The following is a 24,874-nucleotide window of genomic DNA, read 5'->3' as shown; positions in this document are numbered from 1 at the left end:
GCCCGCTCATCGCTTCAGCGCCGCCCTGAACTGCGGCCATGCCCGGTGCAGTTCGTCCTGCCAGTACGGCCAGGCGTGCGTGCCGCCCTCATAGAAGTGGAATGTCGCGGGCACCCCGACCTCGCGCATCCGACGCGCCAGGTTGCGCGAGCACTGATCGGTTGCCGTCTCGATGACCGCGCCGACCGCGAGTTGCTCGGCGAGCTTCTGCCCGTTGCCATCGATACCGGGACCGTTGATCGTGTCGTAGCGACCGGGAACTCCGGAGCCGTTGGAGACGTAGACCGACTTGCCTCGGAACTGCTCGACGTGCAGGTAGGGATCGTTGTCGCGCCACGCCGGTGCCGATGGCGGCCCCCACATGTTCACGGTGTTGCCGCCACCGCGGCCTTCGACGACCAACCGCACCGCCGCCTGGCCCGCCGGATCGCTGGTCTGTGCGCAGCCGCTGAACGACCCGAGTGCGCGGTACAACGTCGGCGCGTGCAAGGACAACTGGAACACCGACGTTCCCGCCATGGAGATTCCGGCGATGGCGTTACGACCGTTGCCGTCGAATCTTTTGTCGACGACCGAGGGAAGCTCCGCGGTGAGGAAGGTGGCCCACTTCTGCACACCGAGCTTGGGGTCGGTGCGCTGCCAATCGGTGAAGTAGCTCGCTGCTCCACCCATCGGCACGACCACATTCACGTCCTCGTTCGCAAAAAATGTTCGGATGTCGGTCTGGTCGAACCAACTGCTGCCGTCGTCGCCGCCCGCGGCGCCGTTGAGGAGATAGAGCGTGGGAGCCGACGAACCGCTGCGAGCGGGAATCACTTTCACCGGCACCGACCGACGCATCGCCGGCGAAGCCACCTCTATGTCGATCTCGGTGGGCGCGACGACATTCTCCGACACGATGCGCGCACCGCCCGGTTCGGCGATCGCCACCGGAGCTCCGACGACGCCACCACCGAGCGCACATGCCGCGGCTGCGATCACGACGACGCACGTGCGCCACGATCGCGCGCCGAGTGCCCTGTCACGACATGCTCCCGCGTCGGACTTCGAACCTGCTGACTTCACTCGCTTCTCCCCACATCCACCGTCTGGCCAGATTCGATGTCCGTCGCTGGCCGACGCCACGCTCCACGTCTGACTTTCCACGTCGCCTGGCGCGTGACAACCCCGCCTTCGCCGTCCGGACATCTGCGATCACGAAAAAGCAGCGAAGGAGCCCCGATTCGGCAGTGTGCCGTACGCGATATCCGGTTGTCCACCTGTTGAAGAAAGACACAAGAAGCTGGTCTATCGACCCAATACCCACGGTCGCGAAACAGCCGCATTGGTCGTTTGACCCAGTTCAGTTCTCTTGGCGACCAACGGTTTTCACACTTCAATCGCGAGTCCCAACAATTGCGGCAATTCACTTGTTACGGTACCGTCGGTTCGATATTGCGTGACGTGACAATTTCCGTCGTGAGATGAAGGGAAGTCGGGGCCCCTACTCATCCATCACCAAAGTGAATTGAGGTTTTATCGATGGTCAAGTTCGGCCTGATCGACGAATGGCAGCCACGCGCAGGCGCGGTGACGAGTTGGACACTCTCCCCCGAGGCGGTCGCCGCGGGATCCAAGGCGCCGGTACATCCGGTACCCGCGTCACACCAGCAAGAGGAATACCTCAACGCCGCACTGCGCAACGAGTCGGCCGGATTCCGATTTTCCCGACTTTGCTTGGAAGCCTTCGATTTTCAGACACCGCTCGATCGCGGCGCACTCGAGCGCGCGGTCACCACGTTCCTGCGCAGGCACGACACCTACCTCTCCTGGTTCTCGGCGGAGGAAGACGGATCGATCGCCCGGCACGTCGTCGAGCCCGAGATCGTCGAACTGTCGGCCACCGATCACGGCACCGTCGGGACGGCAGAAGAGATCCGGACCCTCATTTCGGACATCACACCCGGACCATTTCACTGGAACTGTTTCACATTTGGAACAATCGAATGGGATGGCGGTTTCACCCTGTATGCAGCCGTCGACCATCTCAATACCGACGGTATTTCGCAGGCGCTCACGTGCGTCGAGCTGATCACGCTGTATTCCAACGAGGCATTCGGACTCAAGAACCCACTTCCTGAAATAGGAAGCTACCTGCGTTATTGCGAGCATGAGCGCAGCGTGTCCCGGGACCTGACCACCGACTCACCCGAGGTGCGCCGGTGGGTTGAGTTGATCCAAAACAATGGTGGCGAGCTACCGCATTTCCCGCTGCCTCTCGGTACCGAGTCCGAAGGCTACACACGCAGCGGTCATGTGACGGAGAACGTGTTCGACGAGTCCGCCGCACAGCGATTCGAGAAGATCTGCAAGGAGAACGGCGCCAACATGACCGCGGGACTCCTCGCGGTGGCCGCCATCGCCTACTGCGAATTCACCGGTGCCGCAGAGTATCTCGCGATGACACCGAAGAGCACTCGCGCAGTCGGCGCCGAGCTGAACTCCGTCGGTTGGTTCACCAGCCTCATTCCCGTGCCAATCGCGGTTACGCCGGGTGCGAATTTCACCGACGTCGCCGCCCTGGCAGGACAGAGCTACACGGCGGGTAAGAATCTGACCGACGTGTCGCTGCATCGCGTGGCACAGTTGGTCTCCGACGACGACGCCGTCGACATCCCCGTGGGATGGACGGTGCCGATGTTCTCCTACATCGACGTCCGCAAACTACCCGGAGTCGACCTCTTCGATGCCATCAACGGCTGCCTCTACGGCAATCGCGGCAGTAGCGAAGAGGTGTTCATGTGGGTCAACAGGTTCAACGACCAGACGTCGATGACCTTCTTGTTCCCCGACACCGCCGAGGGCCGTGACTCGCTCGCGCTCTACACCGAGAAGGTCAAGAAGATCATGCGGGCAGTGGCCGACCAGGGCGACTACCAGCCCGAGCTACCCGCCGCGAACTGACCGGTCGTAGCCGGATGGCTGCCAACACCACCCCGGTGGTGTCGTCGAGTACGGCACCCGACACCCCGACACGTGCCGCATGGCTGGCGCTGGCGGGGTGTCTGCTCGGCGTGTTCATGCAGATGTTGGACACGACGATCGTCAACATCGCGCTTCCCGACCTCACAGTCGACCTCGGCGCGTCGACGTCGGAGCAGTTGTTCGTCCTGAGCGTCTACACGCTGGCGTTCGCCTGCACACTGCTGACTGCCGCGACACTTGGTGGCCGGCTCGGGCGACGTCGGATGTTCATCTTCGCGATGGTCGCGTTCACGGTCACCTCGGTGCTGTGCGGGTTGGCTCGTAGCCCACTCGAGCTGATCATCTGTCGCGGTGCCCAGGGTATGAGTGCTGCGCTGATGTCGGCGCAGACCCTGGCGTTGATCGCGGCGTTGTTTCCCAAATCGCGCCACGGTGCCGTGTTCGGCATCTACGGCGCGGTCGCGGGGCTGGCCGCCATGTTGGGTCCGGTGCTCGGCGGACTCCTGGTGACCGGCGACCTGTTCGGCTGGGGCTGGCGAGCGATCTTCTTCGTCAACGTCCCGATCGGACTCGTCGCATGCATCCTCGCGGGCCGTCGACTTCCACAGATGCGCGACGACAACCCGCCGCGGCTCGATCTCGTGGGTGTGGCGCTGTCGACCGCGGGCCTCTTCCTGCTGCTCTACCCGTTGGCGGTGGGCCGCGAACAGAACTGGCCACCGCGCCTGTGGGCGATGATGGGGGCGGCCGTCGTCCTGCTGGGGTTGTTCGTCGTCGTCGAACGACGCCTGCTGCGCAGTGGCGGCGCTCCCCTGCTTCGTCTCGACCTCTTCGCGTCTCGACGTTTCTCGGTGGGGCTGCTTCTGTCGCTGCTCTTCTTCAGCGTCTTCGCGGGATTCTTCTTCACGGTGTCGGTCGCGACTCAGTTCGGGCTCGGCTACTCGGCGCTGCGCACGGGCCTGCTTGCGCTGCCGTTCGCCATTGGGGCGGCCGCGGGTTCTATCGCTTCGCCGCTCCTGGTTCGTCGACTCGGTCCAGCACGCACACTGTGTATCGGTGTCCTGATCCTGTCGGCCGGACTTGCCTGGCTCGCAGCAGAATTGGAACCACAGTCCGCGTCGTTGTCGGTGGCGGCCGTCAGCGCACCGCTCGTCGTCGGCGGTATCGGCACGGGATTCTTCATCGCACCACTGCAAACGGCGATTCTCTCCGACACGAACGAACAGAACATCGGTTCCGCGTCGGGCTGCGTACCGACGGTGCAACAGATCGGCGCGTCGATCGGACTTGCCGTGGTCACCATCTTCTTCTTCGGTCAGGTGTCGGCCCAGTCGGTCGAGGCGGTTCCCGCCGCGCGCGCCGAACTGTCGTCGGCACTCGAGAGCACCGACGTCGACCCGATGTTCCGCAGCGCGGTGGCCGACCGTTTCGCCGACTGCGCGTCGGCTCAACTGAGTTCGGCGCATCCCGAACGTCCCGCACCGGGTTGCTCGACGTCGGGGTCTGCCCAGCAGGGCGTAGCGGCCACTGTCGCACGGCAGGCGGCACCCGAACTCAAGATCGCGGGCAGGCACGTCGCGGCACAGAGTTTCATGGGCGCATTCCGAGCAACTCTCTGGGTCCTCGCGATCCTCGGCTGTGTCATCGCCGTGCTGTCGCTCGCGCTCGGGCGTCGCAGGGCCGGCTGACCACCCAGGGTCGACCAACAGACCGGACCAGGTCCCCGAATCACCAACGCCCGCATCCGAATTCGGATGCGGGCGTTGGTGGTCGTGCCTGCGCCGGTAGTTGGCGCTAGTGCTTTAGGACTGGCCGACCTCGAAGCGCGTGAACGCCTTGACGGTGGCGCCCGACTCGTCGAGAACGTTCTTGACGGTCTTCTTGGAGTCCTTCACGAAGGGCTGGTCGATGAGGACCGAGTCCTTGAAGAATCCGGTCAGCCGGCCTTCGACGATCTTCGGGAGAGCCTTCTCCGGCTTGCCTTCTGCCTTGGCGGTCTCCTCGGCGATACGACGCTCGTTCTCGACGACGTCCGCGGGGACCTCGTCGCGAGTGGCGTAACGCGCCTTCAGAGCAGCAACCTGCTGAGCGGCATTGCGCGCAGCCTCGGCGGCGGCTTCGCCGTCACCGTCGTAGGACACGAGAACGCCGACAGCGGGAGGCAGATCGGACGCACGCTTGTGCAGGTACACGGCGACGGGTCCGTCGTAGTAGACGACGCGGCGCAGTTCGAGCTTCTCGCCGATCTTGGCCGAGAGAGCCTGCACGGCATCGGCAACGGTGCCGTCACCGAGCTTGGCTGCCTTGAGCTCCTCGATGTCGCTGGTCTTTGCGACCAGTGCGGAATCGAGAACCTGGTCGGCGAGCGCCTGGAACTCGGCGTTCTTCGCGACGAAGTCGGTCTCGGAGTTGAGCTCGATCATCGCGCCGCCCTTGGCGGCGACGAGGCCTTCGGCGGTGGAGCGCTCGGCGCGCTTGCCCACGTCCTTGGCACCCTTGATACGGAGCTCCTCGACAGCCTTGTCGAAGTCGCCGTCGTTGTTCTCGAGAGCCTTCTTGCAGTCCAACATGCCTGAACCGGTGAGCTCACGGAGACGCTTCACATCGGCTGCGGTGTAGTTCGCCATCGTTGGCGAGCCTCCTTCAAGTGGGTTAAACGGTGCAGGTGCCCGCAGAATCCGGAGGGATCCTGCGAGCACCCGCCGGTGACTATCGGCTACGCGCGTCAGGCGGTAGCGGGCGGCTCCGTCGCGGCGGGAGCCTCGGCAGCAACCTCGGCTGCCGGTGCGGCAGCCTGGGTCAGCAGCTCCTGCTCCCACTCGGCGAGGGGCTCGCCTGCGGCGGCGTCGGGCTTGGCGTCCGAAGAAGCCTGGCCCGCACGAGCCTGAACACCCTCGGCGACGGCCGAAGCCACGACGCGGGTGAGCAGAGCAGCACTGCGGATCGCGTCGTCGTTACCCGGGATCGGGTAGTCGACGAGGTCGGGATCGCAGTTGGTGTCGAGGATCGCGATGACCGGGATGTTGAGCTTGCGTGCCTCACCGACAGCAATGTGCTCCTTGTTGGTGTCCACCACCCAAATGGCAGAAGGCACCTTGGCCATATCCCGGATACCGCCGAGTGTCCGCTCGAGCTTGTTCTTCTCGCGGGTCAGCATCAGGATTTCTTTCTTGGTGCGACCCTCGAAACCGCCGGTCTGCTCCATGGTCTCGAGTTCCTTGAGACGCTGCAGACGCTTGTGAACGGTCTGGAAGTTGGTGAGCATGCCGCCGAGCCAGCGCTGGTTCACGTAGGGCATGCCGACGCGGGTGGCCTCAGCAGCGATCGACTCCTGAGCCTGCTTCTTGGTGCCGACGAACAGGATGGTGCCGCCGTGGGCGACGGTCTCCTTGACGAATTCGTAGGCCTTGTCGATGTAGGTCAGCGTCTGCTGCAAATCGATGATGTAGATGCCGTTGCGGTCGGTGAAGATGAAACGCTTCATCTTCGGGTTCCAACGGCGGGTCTGATGCCCGAAGTGTGCGCCGCTGTCAAGCAGCTGCTTCATGGTTACGACAGCCATGAGTCTTCTATCCTTTGTGTGCAGTTGACATCGCCATCGGGTGATGACGATCCTGGCGCCTGCGTCGCGCGGACCCGGGTGTCCGGGACCGCCCACGCGAGTTTGTCGGCTCTCACACGCGACCGTGGTCGCCGTGGTGCATTGCCTGATGCAGGCGCGCGAAGTCACCTCATCCGCAGATGAGATGCCCCCTCAGCTTACGCCGCCGCAGTTCAGAACCCAAAACGCCCCCTGTACAGCCCACCGCGGAAGAAATTCTCGCGCCGATGGACCTTTCCTCCTCGCGCGTGCGTCAGAGTCAGCATGGACACCCGCAGAGTCGACATGACCACCGACGTCACGCCGACCCACTACCACTCAGACGACCCACCGGGGCGTCTCCCGATTGTCCGACGACTGCTCGTCGTCCTCACCGACATCGCCCTGACCAGCGCACTCCTGATCGGCGTTCCGTCGTTGGCCTCCGCCCGTCCGCCCACCTACACCGCCCCGCTCGTTCCCAAGCCAACTGTGGTCACCGGATTCGACGAGCCGGATCAGCGGTGGCATGCAGGCCACCGCGGCGTCGACCTCGCCGTCGTCGACGGCGCGCAGGTTCTGGCGGCAGGCGACGGCGTGGTCCGGTTCGCGGGTGAGGTCGGCGGCAAGTCGACGGTGTCGATCCAGCATCCCGACGGCCTGATCACCACGTACGAGCCGGTCCGTCCCACGGTTCGGCGCGGAGATCGCGTGAGTCGAGGGACAGCTATCGGCACGGCTCTGGCCGGTCATCCCGGATGTCGGGCGATCGCCTGCGTGCACTGGGGCGCACGACGCGGCGCGGGGCGGAGCGCCGACTACGTCGACCCGCTCGGACTGCTCGGTGCCGTGAGGGTGCGCCTCAAACCGCTCGACGGCTGATGGGCCACGGCTTTGCGGGACCCTCGCCGATCACGCCCGAGGGTGCGCCTGACGGTGGGCCGCACGCAGACGTTCGACGCTGACGTGCGTATAGAGCTGCGTGGTCGCCAACGACGCGTGGCCGAGGAGTTCTTGGACCACACGAAGATCGGCGCCGCCTTCGAGGAGGTGGGTCGCGGCGGAATGTCGGAGACCGTGTGGGCCCATCGACGGTCCGCCCGCGGCGTCGACTGCCCGGTGCACGACGCTGCGAGCCATGCGCTGATCGAGGCGTCCACCGCGCGCGCCGAGGAGCAGTGCTTCTCCTGATCGTGGCCCCACCAACGCCGGTCGACCGTCGCGAAGCCAGCGGGCAACGGCTTTCGCCGCGGGCGCGCCGTAGGGCACCGTTCGCTCTTTGTTGCCCTTCCCGATCACGCGCACCACCCGACGGTGGGCGTCGATGTCCGCGATGTTCAGCCCGCACAACTCGCCGACGCGAATCCCCGTGGCGTACAACAACTCCAGAATCGCGACGTCTCTGAGCGCGATGGGGTCGTCGCTGTCACGGAGGTCGCGTCGAGCGTCGGCGTCACCCCCGCCGACATCGCCCCCGTCAGCATCGCCATCCGCCACAGGGCTCGGGCGCCCTGCAGCGGCGATCGCGGCCACCGCCTCGTCGGGCGCGAGAATCGGCGGCAGCGTGCGATGAGCCTTGGGCGCCTGCAGCCGGGTGGACGGGTCCTCGCCGAGGATCTGTTCCCTGAAGGCCCACGCGCAGAACGTCTTTGCCGACGACACCTGACGCGCGACGGTGGTGCGGGCCGCGCCCCGTCGAGTGTGTTCGGCAAGCCAGGACCGCAGCAATGCCAGGTCGATGTCGCCGACCCGAACTCCCCTCGCACCCGCGAACGCGATCAGGCCCCGCACATCCGACACGTACGCGCGGATGGTGTGCTCACTGCGGCCGCGCTCGTGTCGCAGATGGTCGGCGAACTCGTCGAGCACGGACATGGTCATCGATCGATGACAACGAACGACGCGCGTGTACGCAACCGCACACGCGCGTCGTTGTCAGATCGTCACTGGGTCAGATCGTCACTGGGTCAGATCGTCACTGGGTCAGATCGTCACCGGGTCGGGTTCTTCGATCCCGGCGTCAGTTGCCGGCACGCAGTCGAGAGAGCCGTCCGGCCACCCGACCGGCCGTCGATCTTCAACCGGCGACGCCCGCGCCCTCCTCCTCGGCACGCAGATCGGACTTCCATTGCCGGAAGCCCTCTTCCGTGCGACCACGTCGCCAGTAGCCGGAGATCGATGCCCGTGCTGCGCTCACGCCGCGCTCCTTGCGCACATAGCCGCGCAGGTTGTGCATGACGGCCTGCGCCTCGCCGTGGATGAAGACGTGCGGTTCACCGTCGAGCCACTCGGTCTCGCGCACCGCCGCAATCAGCGGGGCGTTGTCGCCTGCGCGGTCATCGGACACCTCGCCCGCGGGTCCGCCACGATGGACCCAGGTGATCTCCACGCCGGACGGCACGTCGAGCGCGACCTCGTCCTCGGGTCCGGCAACCTCGATGAACGCTTTCGCGATCGCACCTTCGGGCAACGATTCGATGGCTGCGGCCAGCGCGGGCAGGCCGGCTTCGTCCGCGGCCAGCAGATGCCACGCGGCGTCGTTGTCCGGCCGGTACCCGCTGCCCGGACCGAGGAAGTGCACGTCGGAACCGGGAGCAACCGTCGCGGCCCAGGGTCCGGCGATGCCCTCGTCACCGTGCACCACGAAGTCGATCGCGATCTCGCGCGCGTCCTCATCGACGGTGCGGACGGTGTAGGTGCGCAACACAGGCTGCTGTTCGGGCGGTAGCGACCGGGACGCCCTCGGATCGAAGTCGGCCGGGAAGTCGACACCGTCGGGCATGAAAATCAACTTCACGTACATGTCGGTGTCGCGTTCGTTCCGCGGCGGCAGTGCCGCGGCGAAATCACCGAAGCCGTCACCACCCAGATAGAGCCTCACCATGTGGGGTGTGATCTGCTCTCGCCGGAGCACCGTCATCGAATTCACGCGCTTTGCCATGAAACCTCCTAATGCGTTCCAGCCTACGCCACTCGAATTAGGGTTACCTAAATCGCGAGTCTCCATCCGGCGCCGTCGCCGGCGATCAGACCCGCGATCTCCAGCCCCGCGAGCGCAGCTCGCACGATACCGACGTCGAGGCCCGCGGCGAACGAGATCTCGGTGATAGTGGCACTCCCCTGGCCTGGAATCGCGTCGTGGACCCGCTTTTCGTCGTCGGTCAGTGTGTCGGTGGGGCGTTCGCGACCACGACCGGGGTCGCCGCCTCCGTCGGGTACTGCCAGTGTGATGACCGACGCCGCGTCGGTCACGAGCACGCCGAGCCCATCGGCGATCAGGCGATGGCAGCCCACTGACGTCGCCGACGTGACGGGCCCCGGAACCGCGCCGACCGGGCGGTCTATCGCGCGTGCCCATGCCGCCGTATTCGCAGCCCCGGATCTTTTGCCTGCCTCGACGACGACTGTTGCCGACGACAGCGCCGCGACCAATCGATTCCTTGTCAAGAACCGGTGGCGTGCAGCCGTGGTGCCCGGCGCGTACTCCGAGACGACAGCTCCGCTGCTCGCGACCTCGGCAAGCAGCCGAGCGTGTCCCGCCGGATAGTCACGGTCGATCCCGCACGCGAGCACCGCCACGGTGGTGCCCGCCGACGCGAGTGCCGCACGATGCGCGGCGCCGTCGACGCCATATGCACCTCCCGAGACCACGGCCCACCCCTGCGCGCACAACTCGCTCGAGAGCTTCCCCGTGACGTGCTCCCCATACGACGACGCTGCGCGCGATCCGACCAATGAGATCGAGGCGGCCGCGACGTCGTCGAGGTGCGCTGGGCCGCGCACCCACAGTGCGATCGGCTCGTCACCGTGCGCATTCGGATCGAGTCGCGTCAACGGGAGCAACGGCCAGGCGGGCCATTCGGCGTCGTCGGATGTGATCAGGCGAGCATCGACCGCGCGTGCGGTGTCGAGATCCTCGGCGGGAGTGCAACTCTCGGCTCGAGCGCTTGTCGGACCCAGAACAGCCTCGTGACCGCTCGGCACCCGTCGACTACGGATAGCGTCGGCCGCGGCCTCTGCTCCGAGGTCGTCGACGAGGCGTCGAATCGAAGAACACGGCGGTTCGGCCACAGCACTCAGATAGGCCCACGCACGCAGTACTTCGTCGTTGTGGTGTGTATCGGCGTACGCAGTCATCGGAATCCCCCTCGGTCTCGGTACAGCAGTGCTTGCGCCACATCGGTCTCGGTCGGGACATCGCCACCTCGCAGGTCGTTGAGTGTCCACGCGACTCGCAAGGCTCGATCGACGCCCCGCGTGGTCACGCGCCCCTCCCGAACGCAGACGTCGACAGGCCGAAGAGCTTTGGGTGATAGCCGAAACTGTTGTCGCAGTGCCGAACCGGGCACCTCGGAGTTGGTTCGCCAGCCGTGCTCACTCCATCGTTCGATCGCGGCGGAACGCGCAGCGGTCACCCTCGCCCGAATGTCGGCGCTCGACTCCTCCGCCGCCATCATCAGTGCGGCGTTTCCCGGCGGCTCCATCTGTACCCGCAGGTCGACACGGTCCATCAGCGGTCCCGACAGTTTTCCCAGGTAGCGCCGGCGGACGACCGCACTGCAGACACAGTCGACGTCGTGCACCGGCGCGCACGCGCACGGATTGGCGGCGAGGAGCAGTTGGAAGCGCGCCGGGTAGGTGGCCACCCCGTCGCGACGACTGATCCGCACCTCCCCTTCTTCGAGTGGTTGTCGCAGGGAGTCAAGCACTTTGGGTCCCATCTCAGCGCACTCGTCGAGGAACAGAATTCCCCGATGTGCCAGCGACACCGCGCCGGGCCGCGCGATACCGGTGCCGCCACCGATCAGCGCTGTCGTCGAGGTGCTGTGGTGCGGCGCGACGAACGGTGGTGAGGTGATCAACGGCTGGCCCGGACGCAATCGGCCCGCGATCGAGTGAAGTGCGGTGACCTCGAGCGATTCTTCCTCCTCGAGAGGCGGGAGTATGCCGGGCAGCCGTCTCGCCAGCATCGTCTTCCCGATACCCGGCGGGCCGGTCATCATGACGTGATGCGCACCGGCAGCGGCGATTTCGAGTACGTGGCGCGCCTCGCTCTGACCGATCACATCGGCCATGTCGGCGACCGGATCTGCGGGAATTGCCCTGATCTCACACACCGTGTCCAGCACGCACTCGCCGCGCAGCCACGAGGACACCTCCGACAGCGAATGCGCACCGCCGACCTCGATATCGCGCACGAGCGTCGCCTCACCAACCGACTCGATCGGCACCACCGCACGAGCGAAACCCGCGTTGCGCGCCTCGATCACGGCCGGAAGCACGCCGCGCACCGGTCGGAGACGTCCATCGAGTGCGAGCTCGCCCAGGAAGATCGTCCCACCCAACTTCGCTGTGGGAACAGCGTCCGTCGCGGCGAGTATCGAAACAGCAAGCGCGAGATCGTGTCCCGACCCGCTCTTGGGCATCTGAGCAGGCGCCAGGTTGACCGTCACTTTCTTCTCGGGGAACTTCACCCCCGAATTCGAGATGGCGGCCCGCACCCGGTCGCGCGCCTCACGCAACGAGGAATCGACGTTGCCCGACAACGAAAACCCCGGCAACCCCTGGCTCAGAGATGCCTGCACCTCGATCACGCCTGCCTCAAAAGCGTTCAGGCCAACCGAATGACAACGCCCCAACGACATCGCGCGTCCCTACTCGAACACGCCGGTGTGGTGGCGCACCGCAGCGAACTCGGTGCGATCGGGATAGTGCGTATCGAGTTGCACCGAGATGACGTCGAATCGGATATTCGGCCAGAACATCTCCTGCTCGGTGAGCCAGATCCGTGTCAATCGGCGCAGACGCGACAACTTGTCGGCGGTCACCGCCTGCGCGGGATCACCGAACACCCGACTGGCCCTGGTCTTCACCTCGACGACGACCAACGTCGGGTCAAGGACAACGTTGTCGTTGGCGATCAGATCGATCTCGCCGTACCGACAACGCCAATTCCGTTCCAGGACAGACCAACCCAGACCGACGACATAACTGGCTGCCAGATCTTCACCCAGCTGCCCGATGAATGCCCGCCGATTCGGACGCCCTTCCGACGACTCGCTTCTCATGCCACAACAGTGGCCGACAGCGACGACGAAACAGCGAGAGAACTCAGATCAGTGCGCGAGTTGTGGAAAGACCGCCGCCTGTGGACAGACGACGGTCATGACACTCACGGCTCGTCGGGTAGCCGTAGTTCGGGCTTCTCGAGCTCTTCGATGTTGACGTCCTTGAACGTGATGACCCGGACCTGCTTGACGAATCGGGCAGGACGGTACATGTCCCAGACCCACGCGTCGCTCATGCGGAGCTCGAAGTACACCTCGCCATCGGTGTTGCGAGGGACCATCTCCACGGCATTGGCGAGATAGAAGCGCCGCTCGGTCTCCACCACGTAGGTGAACTGGCCGACGATGTCCTTGTACTCCCGATACAGGGACAACTCCATCTCGGTTTCGTACTTCTCGAGATCCTCAGCGCTCATCGGTCAAGCCTATCGCGATCGGGTTCTGACGGGAGGTCTGGTCGGGGTCGGCGACGTCGGGCGGCGACGTTGCGATACGACATCCGGTGCTGGTGGGAAGGGCCATGCGCGTCGAGGCACGCCATGTGGTGCGCGGTGCTGTAGCCTTTGTGGATGGCGAAGTCGTAGCCGGGAACCTCGTCGTCCATGGCGACCATGATGCGGTCGCGTGTGACCTTCGCGAGGATGCTGGCGGCAGCGATACACGCCGCAGCGCCGTCGCCGCCGATCACCGGGAGCGACGGGGCGGTCAGCCCCGGCACCGCGAAGCCGTCGGACAGGACATATCCCGGCGTCACGTCGAGCTGGGCGACCGCGCGTCGCATTCCCTCGATATTGGCGACATGGATACCGATCCGGTCGATCTCGTCGGCCTCGATGACAACGACCGACCAGCTCGCGGCATACCGCGTAACCGCACGGTAGAGGGTTTCTCGCGTGGCCTCGGAGAGGCGTTTGGAGTCGTCGAGATCAGCCAGAGACGCCAGCTGAGTTGGTTTGAGGACGCATGCCGCAACCACCAGCGGGCCGGCACACGCACCCCGACCTGCTTCGTCGACGCCTGCGACCGGACCAAGACCACCGCGGTGCAGCGCGAACTCGAACGTACGCAGGCCCGAGGCCCGGCGAACCGGCGACCTCGGCGGCCACGAACCCACGATGCTGCGACTGGTCACTGCTGCGGGTTGATCGAGCCGACACCACCGATCCGTGACACGGGGTAGATGATGAAGCGCACCTTGCCGCGGACGTCGGACACCGGAACGGTGCCCTGCAGCTCGTCGGTGACGTGATAACGCGAATCCGCCGAGTACTCGCGGTTGTCGCCCATGACCCAGAGGTTGCCGTCGGGCACCTTGATGGGGCCGAAGTCGGGACCGTAGCAACTGGTCACCTGGTTGTCGGGCTCACCGGACTGACCCGACGCCACGTCGCGCGACTGAAGGCTCTTGTCGATGTAGGGCTCGTTCAACGGCTTGCCGTTGACCTTCACGCCCACCCCTTCAAAGTTACGACATTCGACGGTCTGGCCGCCGGTGGCGATCACGCGCTTGACCAGATCGTTCTCGTCGGGCGGCGCGAAACCGAACCACGACAGTCCGTTCTGCAGCCCGTGAATGACCGCATTGCTCGACCGCGGCGACTCCCAGTCACCGTCCCACGACGAGGTCGGGGCACGAAAAACGACCACATCGCCGGGCTGGGGATCGCCGAAGCGATACGCCAGCTTGTCGATGACGATGCGGTCGTTGGTGCAGCCCTGACATCCGATGAGCGTCGACTCCATCGACTCCGACGGGATCACGTACTGACGACCGATGAAGGTCTGCAGAATCCACGTCACCAGGAGAACGCACGCGACGATGATGATCGTCTCACGTAGCCATGAACCACGTTTTGATCGCGGTTCGGCGTCGTCATCCTTGGTGCGCCAGGGGCGCTCCTCGGAATCCTCGGACCGGCCGTCGGCAGTGTCTGCCGGACGTGAATGGGCGTCGTCTGCGTCGGAGTGATTTGCCGCGCTGTGTTCGGATGCCACGTCGTCAGGGTAGACGCGTCAGCGCTTTTCCTTGATCTTGGCTGCCTTGCCGCGCAGATCGCGCAGGTAGTACAGCTTCGCGCGACGCACGTCGCCGCGAGTCAGAACGTCGATCTTCGCGATGTTGGGGCTGTGCACCGGGAAGGTACGCTCCACGCCGACACCGAACGAGACCTTGCGAACGGTGAAGGTCTCGCGGACACCGCCACCCTGGCGACGGATGACGACACCCTTGAAGACCTGGACGCGCTCCTTGGAACCTTCGATGACCTTGACGTGAACGTCGAGGGTGTCACCGGGGCCGAACGCGGGGATGTCGTCGCGCAGCGACTGCTTGTCGAGGAAGTCGAGGGTGTTCATGATGTCGTTGTTCCTTAATGTGGCTACTGGTGAACAGAGGAACCTGGCGGCCCACGCCATTGGCGTCGGTGTTCCGACGGTGTGGCGTCAGGGATCGAACCGGTTCGTGCTCCGAGTCATGCCCGAGGGCCGATCGACGGCCTCAGGCAACCCGTCCATTGTGCCAGAGCACCAGGCAGGAAGTGAAATCGCGCATCCGAGGCTCGAGTCGGCGCTCGTATCCGCGTCTCACGTTCGCGACGATGGCGGCGACGCCACCTCGACACCCTCTGCCACCAGCACCGATGCGATTCCCTGCGGCATCGTCATAGCCGACGCCACGATCACCGGTGTCAGCCCTGCGCGTGCCATCTCGGCGACGATCGCGTATTCAGGAGGGCCTCCGTCGCCGGCGAGCAACTCACTGTGGGCGATCGCGAAGCCCGGACGCTGATACGGCTGCGGGTCGCTGGTTGCGACGACCCTGACCTTGCCACCGTCGGCGTCGGTTCCGACACCGATCGCGACGCGCATCCATTCGGAGAAGGGCGATGGCAGCGATGTCTGCAATAGCGCTGCGCGCTCGATTAGCCATGCCGGGTCGATGTCGGGTCCACTGGACAAGCCTCCGACAGCACCCACGCCCTGCAGCGCACCACCCGCCGCCACCCCCATCGCGCCGAGGCCGGCGAAGCCACCCGCTGTCATCATGCCGCTGGTCGCAGCGGGCGGAGTCGAGTCGGTTCGCTGTTCTGCCTCGTCCCTGAGCACTGCATTGTCCGAGTGCACTGCATTGTCCGAGTGCACTGCATTGTCCCAGGGCACCGCGGAGTGGCCGGCATCCCCGGCGCGCTCGGTGTACTCGTCCCCGGCGGCGGAGAGCGCGTAGCGACCGGCACTCGCCGCCGACACCCGAGCGGAGTCGTCGCCGAGTGCCTCGGCAACCGAACCCGCCAGGCGGTCGCGGTCGGCGATGGACGCGAGCACCGTCATCTCCGATCGCGCGTCGACTGTCGCCAGCGCGAAAGTGTCGAGCGATTCGGCGAACACGGCGAATCGATCGGCGACACTGCGCATGCCGTCGACATCCGACGTCACCTGCGTGAGCGCGTGGATCAGCCCGTCGTGAAAGCGTCCCGACCCGTCGTGATCTCGCCGGAGCGCGTCCACGATGTCGGCGAGATCGCGCAGTTCGTCGCCGATTCCGCGGAGTCGACGGCCGCATTCGACGAGCGCGGTGTCGTCGGCGGTCGGCCAGCACCCCGGCGCGAGCGACTCGGCAAGCCGTCGAAGCTCCTCTGTCGCAGCGACTGTCGGGTGCGCGACGTTGTTCACGGCGTGCGCCCGTCTACTCCGGCGCTCTGGCCGGAGGTGCGGAATTGGGCGTCGAGTTCGCGGTCGGCGTCGACTACCTGCCTCGCCCCGGCCGCGGCGTTGGCCGCGATGACAGCCAGCGCCTTGGACACCGATTCGACCCCGCGCAGGCACCCCCGTTCCGCACGCGATGCTCCGGGACGAAAAGCCTCGGCAGGTGCACCCTGCCCCGTGGACGCATCGACGACGAGCCCGACGGCGATCAACTCGTCGCGCATCGTGTCGACACGTCGGGCGATCTCGGACAGCCGACGACTCAGCTCGGCGTTGGCCAGTCCGTCGACACGCATGGCCGACGTGTCGTCGGAACGTGAGCGCGACGGCTCGCTCATCGGGGCACCCGGCCTCGGCCCGCTGGCACCTCGTCACCGTTACGGCGTACGTCGGAGTAGTCGGGCCTGAGTTCGGACACGGTGTGCAACAGGCGCTCTCGCTGATCGCGAAGCTCTGAGTCTGCGCGCGCGGCGAGCTCGACAATGGTCGCGGATAGTTGATCAGCGCGGTAATGGCGCAATGCGGCAGGTCGAATGTCGACGTCGCGCACGAGTCCGCGCGACCCGACGGTGACGCTCACCAACCGATCGGGAGTCGACGCCTGCGCGGTCAGCCGATCGAGTTCGCCTGCGACTCTTGCCAATTCGACGCGCTGATGGTCGACGTCGTCGAGCATGCGTGTCCATCGATCCCGCACAGTACTCCCCTCCCCACCCGGCCAACCGCTTCGCTGTCGCTGCCCGGGTTGCGGAGATCATAACCGGCCATTCGCCGGCGCACGCCGCCTCGACGCACACCTGTGGATATCTCGGCCGCCGAGGAACTCCGGAGGGTCAGTCGTCGAGGAGGTCGGGTCTGCGCTCGCGGGTTCGTTCCAGCGACTGTTCGTGACGCCATGCGGCGACTTTGGCGTGGTCGCCACTGAGCAAGACGGGGGGAACGTCGAGTCCGCGCCACTGCACGGGTCGCGTGTAGCTCGGACCTTCGAGCAGCCCGTCGGAGAACGAATCCTCCTCGTGTGAGCGCGGATTGCCGAGGACACCGTCGATGAGCCGCACGGTCGCCTCGATCATTGCCATCGCGGCGACTTCGCCACCGATCAGCACGAAGTCGCCGAGGGAAACCTCTTCGACGCGCACGCGCCGCGCGGCGTCGTCGAAGACGCGCTGGTCGATTCCCTCGTACCTACCGCATGCGAACACGAGATGCTTTTCGCGGCTGTACCGCTGGGCGGTTTCTTGCCGGAACGGAACTCCCGCGGGCGTAGGGACCACGAGGAGGGCGCCATCGGGACATACCTCGTCGAGACACGGTCCCCAGACGTCGGGTTTCATCACCATGCCCGGTCCGCCACCGTATGGCGAATCGTCGACGGCGCGGTGCACGTCGTGGGTCCAGTCGCGCAGATCGTGAACCCCGACCTCGATCGCACCCTTGTCGATTGCCTTGCCCAGCAACGCCATTCGCAGGGGATCGAGATACTCGGGAAAAATCGAGACGACATCGATGCGCATGGGATCGGCATGAACCGAATCCGTACGCGGTGAGTCGCTCATGACTCGCCGACGTCGAGCAGCCCGTCCGGCGGGTCGATCACGATGCCGTCGAGTCCGACGGTCGGCACGATCTCGCGCACGAACGGCACCAGAACCTCGCGCCCATCAACCGTCTTCACGGCCAGGAGATCGTTGGCGGGCAGATGCAGTACCGAGCCGACGACGCCGACTCGTTCACCGTCGACGGTCGTGACCTCTACGCCCTCGAGTTCGTGGTCGTAGAACTCGTCCGGATCGTCGCCCGAGTCGACGTCGGCGCTGTCGATGAGGAAGAGGGTGCCGCGCAAGGCGTCGGCCGCGGTGCGGTCGGACACCTCGGCCAACGACAGCAACAACCGCCCGGCATGCTGCCGGGCGGCTGTCACTGTGTAGTTCTTCTCGTCTCCCCCACGACCGGGGCGGCCGCGGACGACCGAGCCGACCACGAAGCGTTCCTCCGGAACGTCGGTACGCACGTCGACGACGACTTCACCACGGATACCGTGTGATTTCGCGACACGTCCGACGACGAGATCCATCGTGGAGCGTCTATTCAGCGGTCGGTGTCGACGATGTCGACGCGCACACCACGGCCACCGATTCCGGAGACCAGGGTGCGCAGCGCGGTTGCCGTACGACCGTTGCGACCGATGACTTTGCCGAGATCCTCGGGGTTGACGTGCACCTCGACGAGGCGGCCACGGCGACCGGTGATCAGCTCGACGCGCACGTCGTCGGGGTTGGCCACGATTCCGCGGACGAGATGTTCGACCGCGTCGGCGACGACAGCGCTCACGCCTCGTCCTTGGCGTCACCAGCAGCAGCCTCGGCCGGAGCCTCGTCTGCGGCAGGCGCATCGTCGGCCTTCTTGGCGGCCTTCTTCTTCGGGGTGGTGGCCTCGGCGACAGGCTCGCTGTCGGCGGCTGCGAGTGCCGCGTTGAACAGGTCGAGCTTGGAGGTCTTGGGCTCGGCGACCTTCAGCGTGCCCTCGGCACCGGGAAGACCCTTGTACTTCTGCCAGTCACCGGTGATCTTGAGGATCGCGGCGACAGGCTCGGTCGGCTGTGCGCCGACAGTCAGCCAGTACTGCGCGCGCTCGGAATCGACCTCGATGAGGCTCGGCTCTTCCTTCGGGTGGTACTTGCCGATGGTCTCGATCACCCGGCCGTTGCGGCGGGTCCGAGAATCGGCGACGACGATGCGGTACTGCGGGTTGCGGATCTTGCCGAGCCGCGTGAGCTTGATCTTGACAGCCATGTGTTGCTTCTCCAGTGGTCACTGCGCAATTCAGCAGCCCGCCGGAACTGGCGGACCCGGTTTTGCGATCTATTCGGGTGTGACCGTCGGGCGGTGCGTAACCGGTCCGACGAACCGAGGATCCATTGTGCCAGACGCCACCGAGGAGGCGAAATCGCCGCAAGTGCGGGGCCGACCACGCGTATGGAGCATGCGGATGCCCACCCCGCGACAAGGCACACGCATGCTCCATACGACACCTGACGGACCCACGGACCACACGACCACGCCCGGCCCCCCAACACGAGCGTTGCGCTGGGCCATAACCGAGATCAGGACCGCCGACGCGCCTTAATGCAACGTGGGTGCCACGCTACTAGGCGGTAACAACGGAGACCATGGCCTAAAAGGTGGTGTACCTCACACCGGATGCGTCTCAGACGACGTGCTCGCCCGCGCACACCACAGCGCGTGGGCGTCGAAGCGTCGAGAGCCCCACCCGTGGATCGTCGTCGAGGACGAGGAAATCGGCGCGATCGCCGTGCTCGAGCGTTCCCGCGCCGAGCCAGCGTCGCGGTTCGGTGGTCGCCGATGCCAGAGCGCCAGCGGCGCCGAGTCCGATACCTGCGAGCCGCTCGATCTCGTCGACGATTCGCCCGTGCTCGATGAATCCACCGGCGTCGGTGCCCGCGTAGATCGCGACGCCCGCCTCCCGCGCCGCGGCGAAGGTGTCGGGCGCATCCGCGTGCAGTTTGCGCATATGTGCGGCGTAGGTCGGGTACTTGTCGGCGCCCGAGGCGATCTCGGGAAAGTTGTCGACCTGAATCATGGTGGGCACCAGGGCAATCGACTTCTCGACGAGCGCATCGATCTGATCGGCGTGCAAGCCGGTACCGTGCTCGATGCAGTCGACGCCTGCCGCGATGAGGTCGTCGAGCCCGTCACTGCCGAACACGTGCGCGGTGATACGAGCACCCGCGTCATGCGCCGCCGCGACCGCACCGTCGAGTTGGGCTCGGGTCCACAGCGGGGCGAGGTCGCCCACCTCACGGTCGATCCAGTCACCGACGAGCTTGACCCAGCCGTCGCCCGCGGCGGCCTGTCGCGCTACCTCCGCGGCCAGGTCGTCGGGGTCGTCGAGCTCGATGCCGTACCCGCGCAGGTACCGCTTCGTGCGCGCGATGTGTTTGCCGGACCGGACGAACAGTGGTCCGGCGTCGGCGTCGAGGGGGTGGGTGTCGAGCGGTGACCCGACCTCGCGGATGAGCAGCGCCCCGGCTTCGGCGTCCGCGCGGGCGAACGCGCGAGCCTGCTCGATGGTCACACCGAGTCCCGGCGCGATCCCCACATGATTGTGCGCATCGACGAGTCCCGGAACGATCCAGCCGTCGGTGGCGACGGTCGTGGCGTCGGACACCGGCTCGCGCGAGATGGTGTCACCAACCACCCACAACTCGACGAGCTCATCGGTCAACGGATCGTGACCGCGATAGTGACGTGCCGTCGACGACCCGCGACCGCTCACGGCTGCTACTTCTTCTTGGGCTGCTGGAACTGCGAGATATCGATGCCTTCGAGGCCCGGGGGCAGTTCGTCGAGTCCAGCGGGCATGCTCGAGAGATCGGGGAAACCGCCGGGCATGCCGGGGAAACCGCCGCGCACCTTCGGTGGTGTCGGGCCGCGTCCCTTGGCCTTGCCCTTCTTGCCCTTGCCCTTTTTCCGGTTGGTCTTGCGAGAACCGCCGCCCAAGCCCATGCGACCGGACATCTGGGCCATCATCTTGCGCGCCTCGAAGAACCGGTCGACGAGCTGATTGACCTCGCTGACCGTCACGCCCGAGCCGTTCGCGATGCGAAGTCGGCGTGAGGCGTTGATGATCTTCGGGTTGTCACGCTCGGCGGGCGTCATGCCCCGGATGATGGCTTGCACGCGGTCGAGCTGCTTGTCGTCGACCTGCGAGAGAGCGTCTTTCATCTGGTTGGCACCCGGCAGCATGCCGAGGATGTTGCCGATCGGCCCCATGCGACGCAGCATCTGCATCTGCTCGAGGAAGTCCTCGAGTGTCAGCTCGCCCTGGCTGATCTTCTGTGCGGCGGCCTCCGCCTGCTGGGCATCCCAGTGCTGTTCTGCCTGTTCGATGAGGCTCAGCACGTCGCCCATGCCGAGGATGCGGCTCGCCATGCGGTCGGGGTGGAAGACGTCGAAGTCCTCGAGCTTCTCACCGGACGACGCGAACATGATCGGCTGGCCGGTCACCTCACGGACCGACAGTGCTGCACCGCCGCGAGCGTCGCCGTCGAGTTTGGTGAGCACGACACCCGTGAACCCGACGCCGCTCTGGAAGGCTTCCGCGGTGGCCACCGCGTCCTGACCGATCATCGCGTCGACGACGAAGAGCACTTCGTCGGGCTGGGTTGCCTCGCGGATGTCGGAGGCCTGGCCCATCAACTCCTCGTCGATGCCCAGGCGACCAGCGGTGTCGATGACCACGACGTCGTAGTGATGGTCGCGGGCCTCGGCGACACCGGCGCGCGCGACGGCGACGGGATCGCCGTGGCTGACCGTGCCGAGGTCGCCCGTCTGGCCGATGCTCGTCCCCGGGTCGGGAGCGAACACCGGAACGCCCGCGCGCTCGCCGACGATCTGAAGCTGCGAGACCGCACCGGGCCGCTGAAGGTCGCAGGCGACGAGCAGCGGAGTGTGGCCCTGCTGCTTGAGCCAGTGGCCGAGCTTGCCCGCGAGAGTGGTCTTACCCGCACCCTGCAGGCCCGCGAGCATGATGACGGTCGGTGGGTTCTTGGCGAACTGCACGCGCCGCGTCTCGCCGCCGAGGATGCCGACGAGCTCCTCGTTGACGATCTTGACGACCTGCTGGGCGGGGTTGAGTGCCTGCGAGACCTCGGCACCCTTGGCGCGCTCCTTGATCCGGGCGATGAACGCGCGCACCACGGGAAGAGAGACGTCGGCCTCGAGGAGGGCCAGACGAATCTCACGTGCGGTGCGGTCGATGTCGGCGTCGGACAGGCGTCCCTTGCCGCGCAGATCCTTCAGCGCACCAGTCAAGCGATCGGAGAGGGAGTCGAACATTGTTCCAGTGTCCCATGAGCCCGCGTGTGCTCGCCGCAGCGGTGCGTCTCGCCGTCACCCCGACCGCAGGCGAGGCGAACCGGTCGTCAGCTGATCGGCACGCCCGAACGTCCAGAGCCTGTCGCACCCGCCGCGCCGTCGCCCTTGTCGTCGTCGGATCGCGGCTGCGGCGGTGGACATGCCGCGATCACGGCATCTGCCAACGCGGTACGCGCCTGTGGTGTGTCGTCGGCCAGACGCAGACAGAAGTTGTCGACGACGGTCGGCCCGAGTGTCGTCACCTTCGCCCACCGGACGTCGGCTCCCTGTTGCTCGATGACCTTGCTGACGCGACTGAGCAGACCCAGGCGGTCGTCGGTGCGCAACTCCATCAGCACCTCGTCGTCCGACGGCGCCGGAGCCCAGAGGACCCGTGGCGGCGCGATGGCAAAGAGTGCCGGTACCGCGTTCTTGGGATGCCCGGCACCATCGACGGCCGGATCGGTGCTCCCCGCTGCTGCACCGGCGCCGATCCCCGGTGTGGCGTTGACCGAGCCGATCGTCGGGATCGGCGAACTGCTCTCGCGTGCATCGAGTCGCTCGATGACGTTGATCTTGCCCTCGACGGCTGCAATCAACTGCTGGCGAAGCAGGCCGGCCTCCGGCGGCGAGCCGAATGTCGGGACCACGACGAACGTGTTGACCGCGCGGCGTTGTCCGTCCGACGTCTCGATTCCCTGAACCGTCGCGGAGTGCGACCGCAGCCCGTTCAAGGCGACGACTCCCGCCATTTTCGACAGCAGGCCCGGGGTGTCGGGTGCAACCATCACCACGGTGAACGTGTGCGGTCCCTCGCCCGGGGTGAGGCTGACCGCGTACTCACCGGATTCTGCGAGCGCACGCGTCTGCGGGCTGAGCGGTTCGGGCTCTTCGGGGGTCTCGCCGTCGATCAACCGCATGGTGCGTCGGACGAGGTCGTTGATCAGAGACGCCTTCCACTCACCCCACACACCGGGACCCGTTGCACGTGAATCCGCCTCGGCAAGTGCCGCAAGGAGTTCGAGCAGCACCCTGTCGTATCCGAGGGTCTCTGCGACCTCGGTCGCGGTCGCGGGGTCGTCGAGGTCGCGTCTCGTCGCGATCGTCGGAAGCAGGAGGTGGTGGCGCACCAGGTCGGAAAGCACGTCGACATCCTGCGGCCAGAGTCCGAACCTGTTGCCCACCTGTACGGCGAGTTCGGCCCCGACGACGCTGTGGTCGGCACCGCGCCCTTTGCCGAGGTCGTGGATCAACGCCCCGAGCACCAGCAGGTCCGGTCGCGAGACGCGGGTGGTCATCGAACTCGCGTAGGCGGCGGTCTCGACGAGGTGCCGGTCGACGGTCCAGGTGTGCACCGCGTCTCGGGGCGGTAGGTCACGCACCGCACCCCACTCCGGCAGGAGCCTGCCCCACAGCCCGGTGCGGTCGAGTGCCTCGATGGGATCGATCATGTGATGTCCGGAGCCGAGCAACACCAGCAGGTCGCTCAGCGCCTCCGCAGGCCACGGTTCGCGCAGTTCCGGTGCGTAATCGGCGAGCCGGGAGAGCGTCGACGCACTGATCGGCAGCCCGGTACGCGCCGACGCCGACGCGACCCGAAGGATGAGCCCTGGATCTTTGCTCGGAATCGCGTTGCGCGCCAACACGATCTCACCGTTGTGCTCGACGACGCCCTCGTCGAGCGGACGTCGGATGGGCGATCGCCGCAGCTTGGAAAGACCGCGGCGCGGTAGTGCATTACCTGCGGTTCGCAAGCCGACGTCGATGGAGTAGCTGATCGTGCGAGCGGAGTCACTGATGACGCGCGCGAGGTCGAAGCGGTCGCCGATCCGCAGTGACGCACCCATCTCGTCGGCGTCCTGTGCGCGGACCTGCTCCCGCGGGCGCCCGGCGATGCGGTGCAGTTCGGTACGGATGTCCAACAACCGGTGATAGGCCATCTGCGGCCCGGCATTCGGCGAATCGGGGCGCAGGCCTCCCATGCCGTCGGTGAGTTGCGCGATGGCGAGCGCGCCGAGGAGCTGCACATCGCGCAGGCCGCCTCGACCGTTCTTCAAGTCGGGTTCAGCACGGTGCGCGATGTCGCCGGCGCGACGCCAGCGATCCTGTGCGTGCTCGACCACTTCGGGGAAGCGGTGTCTGATCTCGGTGCGCCACTGCTGGCGCACTCCCCCGATCAGCAGCGACGACAGATCCTCGTCGCCGACGATGTGGCGCGCCTCGAGCAGCCCGAGCGCGGCCGTGGTGTCCTCGGCGGCGACCTGCAGCGCCTGAGGGACGGTGCGCACACTGTGATCGAGCGGAATGTTGGCGTCCCACAACGGATACCAGAGCCCGTCCGCAACCTCCGAGAGCCGTTCGACGGCGAGGTCGTCGTGCAGCAGGATCAGGTCGAGATCGGAATGCGGGAGCATCTCCCCGCGTCCGAGTCCGCCGACGGCCACGATCGCGAGTCCGCTGTGCGGCTTGATCCCGAGCTCGGCGGCCTTACTCGTCAGCCAGAATTCGTGCAGGTCGACCAACACCTGCCGCAGCCCGGCGGCGTCGAGTCTCCCGGCACCTGTCGCTTCGGTGAGTTGCCTACGGGTACGTGCCAGGTCGGTCGCTGCGAGGGGGCCACCGCCCGGTCCCATGCCGGGCCGGGGGGGGGGAACCACCCAAAACACAGGCAAAAAACACCCACC

General features: G+C 66.1%; 25 protein-coding genes. 3 read left to right on the top strand and 22 right to left on the bottom strand.

Annotated elements, in window-relative coordinates; genetic code table 11:
* Positions 1–6: 6 nt before the first annotated feature.
* Positions 7–1,065: an alpha/beta hydrolase gene (locus ACRVY7_RS10910; RefSeq protein WP_049697086.1), complete on the bottom strand. Its 1,059-nt coding sequence runs from the start codon at positions 1,063–1,065 to the stop codon at positions 7–9.
* Positions 1,066–1,521: 456 nt separating this feature from the next.
* On the opposite strand from ACRVY7_RS10910, the gene ACRVY7_RS10905 reads away from it, so the two are divergent.
* Together ACRVY7_RS10905 and ACRVY7_RS10900 are read left to right on the top strand one after the other, a co-directional pair.
* Positions 1,522–2,943, top strand: a complete 1,422-nt coding sequence (locus ACRVY7_RS10905) for a condensation domain-containing protein (protein WP_431817092.1) — start codon at positions 1,522–1,524, stop codon at positions 2,941–2,943.
* A 14-nt stretch (positions 2,944–2,957) separates the two neighbouring features.
* Positions 2,958–4,652, top strand: coding sequence for an MFS transporter (locus ACRVY7_RS10900; RefSeq protein ID WP_431817091.1), 1,695 nt, complete (start codon positions 2,958–2,960; stop codon positions 4,650–4,652).
* Between the two features lie 114 nt (positions 4,653–4,766).
* On the opposite strand, the gene tsf is transcribed toward ACRVY7_RS10900, so the two are convergent.
* Positions 4,767–5,591 carry a translation elongation factor Ts gene (tsf, locus tag ACRVY7_RS10895; RefSeq protein WP_049697083.1) on the bottom strand — a complete coding sequence of 275 codons (825 nt, stop codon included), beginning with the start codon at positions 5,589–5,591 and terminating at the stop codon, positions 4,767–4,769.
* Between the two features lie 98 nt (positions 5,592–5,689).
* The gene (gene rpsB / locus ACRVY7_RS10890; RefSeq protein WP_005204976.1) at positions 5,690–6,526 is read right to left on the bottom strand and encodes a 30S ribosomal protein S2; all 837 of its coding nucleotides are present in this window, start codon (positions 6,524–6,526) and stop codon (positions 5,690–5,692) included.
* Between the two features lie 303 nt (positions 6,527–6,829).
* Here rpsB and ACRVY7_RS10885 point away from each other — a divergent pair, with 303 nt between their 5' ends.
* Positions 6,830–7,426, top strand: coding sequence for a M23 family metallopeptidase (locus tag ACRVY7_RS10885; RefSeq protein ID WP_431817090.1), 597 nt, complete (start codon positions 6,830–6,832; stop codon positions 7,424–7,426).
* Between the two features lie 30 nt (positions 7,427–7,456).
* On the opposite strand, the gene ACRVY7_RS10880 is transcribed toward ACRVY7_RS10885, so the two are convergent.
* From ACRVY7_RS10880 to ACRVY7_RS10790, 19 genes are all read right to left on the bottom strand, one after another.
* Complete coding sequence (locus ACRVY7_RS10880) at positions 7,457–8,425, bottom strand: tyrosine recombinase XerC (protein WP_431817089.1); 969 nt, start codon at positions 8,423–8,425, stop codon at positions 7,457–7,459.
* Positions 8,426–8,621: 196 nt separating this feature from the next.
* Positions 8,622–9,485, bottom strand: a complete 864-nt coding sequence (locus ACRVY7_RS10875; protein ID WP_431817088.1) for a siderophore-interacting protein — start codon at positions 9,483–9,485, stop codon at positions 8,622–8,624.
* 47 nt (positions 9,486–9,532) lie between these two features.
* Positions 9,533–10,681 (bottom strand): DNA-processing protein DprA, encoded by a 1,149-nt coding sequence (dprA, locus tag ACRVY7_RS10870; protein ID WP_431817087.1) that lies wholly within the window; start codon positions 10,679–10,681, stop codon positions 9,533–9,535.
* Positions 10,678–12,189: a YifB family Mg chelatase-like AAA ATPase gene (locus ACRVY7_RS10865; RefSeq protein WP_431817086.1), complete on the bottom strand. Its 1,512-nt coding sequence runs from the start codon at positions 12,187–12,189 to the stop codon at positions 10,678–10,680. Before ACRVY7_RS10865 ends, dprA begins: the two co-directional genes overlap by 4 nt.
* A 9-nt stretch (positions 12,190–12,198) precedes the next feature.
* Entirely contained in the window at positions 12,199–12,612 is a 414-nt protein-coding gene (locus ACRVY7_RS10860; protein ID WP_064869849.1) for a YraN family protein, read from the bottom strand.
* Positions 12,613–12,716: 104 nt separating this feature from the next.
* A complete protein-coding gene (locus tag ACRVY7_RS10855) occupies positions 12,717–13,028 on the bottom strand; it encodes a DUF2469 domain-containing protein (protein WP_005176689.1) in 312 nt (103 codons plus the stop codon).
* Positions 13,025–13,726, bottom strand: coding sequence for a ribonuclease HII (locus tag ACRVY7_RS10850; protein ID WP_049697454.1), 702 nt, complete (start codon positions 13,724–13,726; stop codon positions 13,025–13,027). The genes ACRVY7_RS10855 and ACRVY7_RS10850 overlap by 4 nt, the downstream gene beginning before the upstream one ends.
* A gap of 14 nt (positions 13,727–13,740) precedes the next feature.
* Positions 13,741–14,607: a signal peptidase I gene (gene lepB / locus ACRVY7_RS10845; RefSeq protein WP_431817085.1), complete on the bottom strand. Its 867-nt coding sequence runs from the start codon at positions 14,605–14,607 to the stop codon at positions 13,741–13,743.
* Between the two features lie 18 nt (positions 14,608–14,625).
* Positions 14,626–14,967, bottom strand: a complete 342-nt coding sequence (rplS, locus tag ACRVY7_RS10840; RefSeq protein ID WP_005204995.1) for a 50S ribosomal protein L19 — start codon at positions 14,965–14,967, stop codon at positions 14,626–14,628.
* Positions 14,968–15,195: 228 nt separating this feature from the next.
* Positions 15,196–16,281: a hypothetical protein gene (locus tag ACRVY7_RS10835; RefSeq protein WP_431817084.1), complete on the bottom strand. Its 1,086-nt coding sequence runs from the start codon at positions 16,279–16,281 to the stop codon at positions 15,196–15,198.
* Positions 16,278–16,652, bottom strand: coding sequence for a hypothetical protein (locus ACRVY7_RS10830; RefSeq protein ID WP_431817083.1), 375 nt, complete (start codon positions 16,650–16,652; stop codon positions 16,278–16,280). The genes ACRVY7_RS10835 and ACRVY7_RS10830 overlap by 4 nt, the downstream gene beginning before the upstream one ends.
* On the bottom strand, positions 16,649–16,990 hold the full coding sequence (locus ACRVY7_RS10825) for a YbaB/EbfC family nucleoid-associated protein (RefSeq protein WP_431817082.1): 342 nt from the start codon (positions 16,988–16,990) through the stop codon (positions 16,649–16,651). The genes ACRVY7_RS10830 and ACRVY7_RS10825 overlap by 4 nt, the downstream gene beginning before the upstream one ends.
* 157 nt (positions 16,991–17,147) lie before the next feature.
* On the bottom strand, positions 17,148–17,828 hold the full coding sequence (gene trmD / locus ACRVY7_RS10820; RefSeq protein ID WP_064869913.1) for a tRNA (guanosine(37)-N1)-methyltransferase TrmD: 681 nt from the start codon (positions 17,826–17,828) through the stop codon (positions 17,148–17,150).
* A 38-nt stretch (positions 17,829–17,866) separates the two neighbouring features.
* Positions 17,867–18,388: a ribosome maturation factor RimM gene (gene rimM, locus ACRVY7_RS10815; protein ID WP_064907288.1), complete on the bottom strand. Its 522-nt coding sequence runs from the start codon at positions 18,386–18,388 to the stop codon at positions 17,867–17,869.
* A gap of 14 nt (positions 18,389–18,402) precedes the next feature.
* Positions 18,403–18,645, bottom strand: coding sequence for an RNA-binding protein (locus tag ACRVY7_RS10810; RefSeq protein WP_005176668.1), 243 nt, complete (start codon positions 18,643–18,645; stop codon positions 18,403–18,405).
* Entirely contained in the window at positions 18,642–19,106 is a 465-nt protein-coding gene (gene rpsP, locus ACRVY7_RS10805) for a 30S ribosomal protein S16 (protein ID WP_049697073.1), read from the bottom strand. Before rpsP ends, ACRVY7_RS10810 begins: the two co-directional genes overlap by 4 nt.
* Positions 19,107–19,521: 415 nt before the next feature.
* Positions 19,522–20,610, bottom strand: coding sequence for an amidohydrolase family protein (locus ACRVY7_RS10800; protein WP_431817081.1), 1,089 nt, complete (start codon positions 20,608–20,610; stop codon positions 19,522–19,524).
* Between the two features lie 5 nt (positions 20,611–20,615).
* The gene (gene ffh, locus ACRVY7_RS10795) at positions 20,616–22,172 is read right to left on the bottom strand and encodes a signal recognition particle protein (RefSeq protein ID WP_431817080.1); all 1,557 of its coding nucleotides are present in this window, start codon (positions 22,170–22,172) and stop codon (positions 20,616–20,618) included.
* Positions 22,173–22,258: 86 nt separating this feature from the next.
* Complete coding sequence (locus ACRVY7_RS10790; RefSeq protein ID WP_431817495.1) at positions 22,259–24,823, bottom strand: [protein-PII] uridylyltransferase; 2,565 nt, start codon at positions 24,821–24,823, stop codon at positions 22,259–22,261.
* Between the last annotated feature and the right edge of the window lie 51 nt (positions 24,824–24,874).

Source organism: Gordonia jacobaea (assembly GCF_965344965.1).
GTDB lineage: Bacteria > Actinomycetota > Actinomycetes > Mycobacteriales > Mycobacteriaceae > Gordonia > Gordonia jacobaea.
This window is presented reverse-complemented; position numbering and strand designations above follow the sequence as displayed.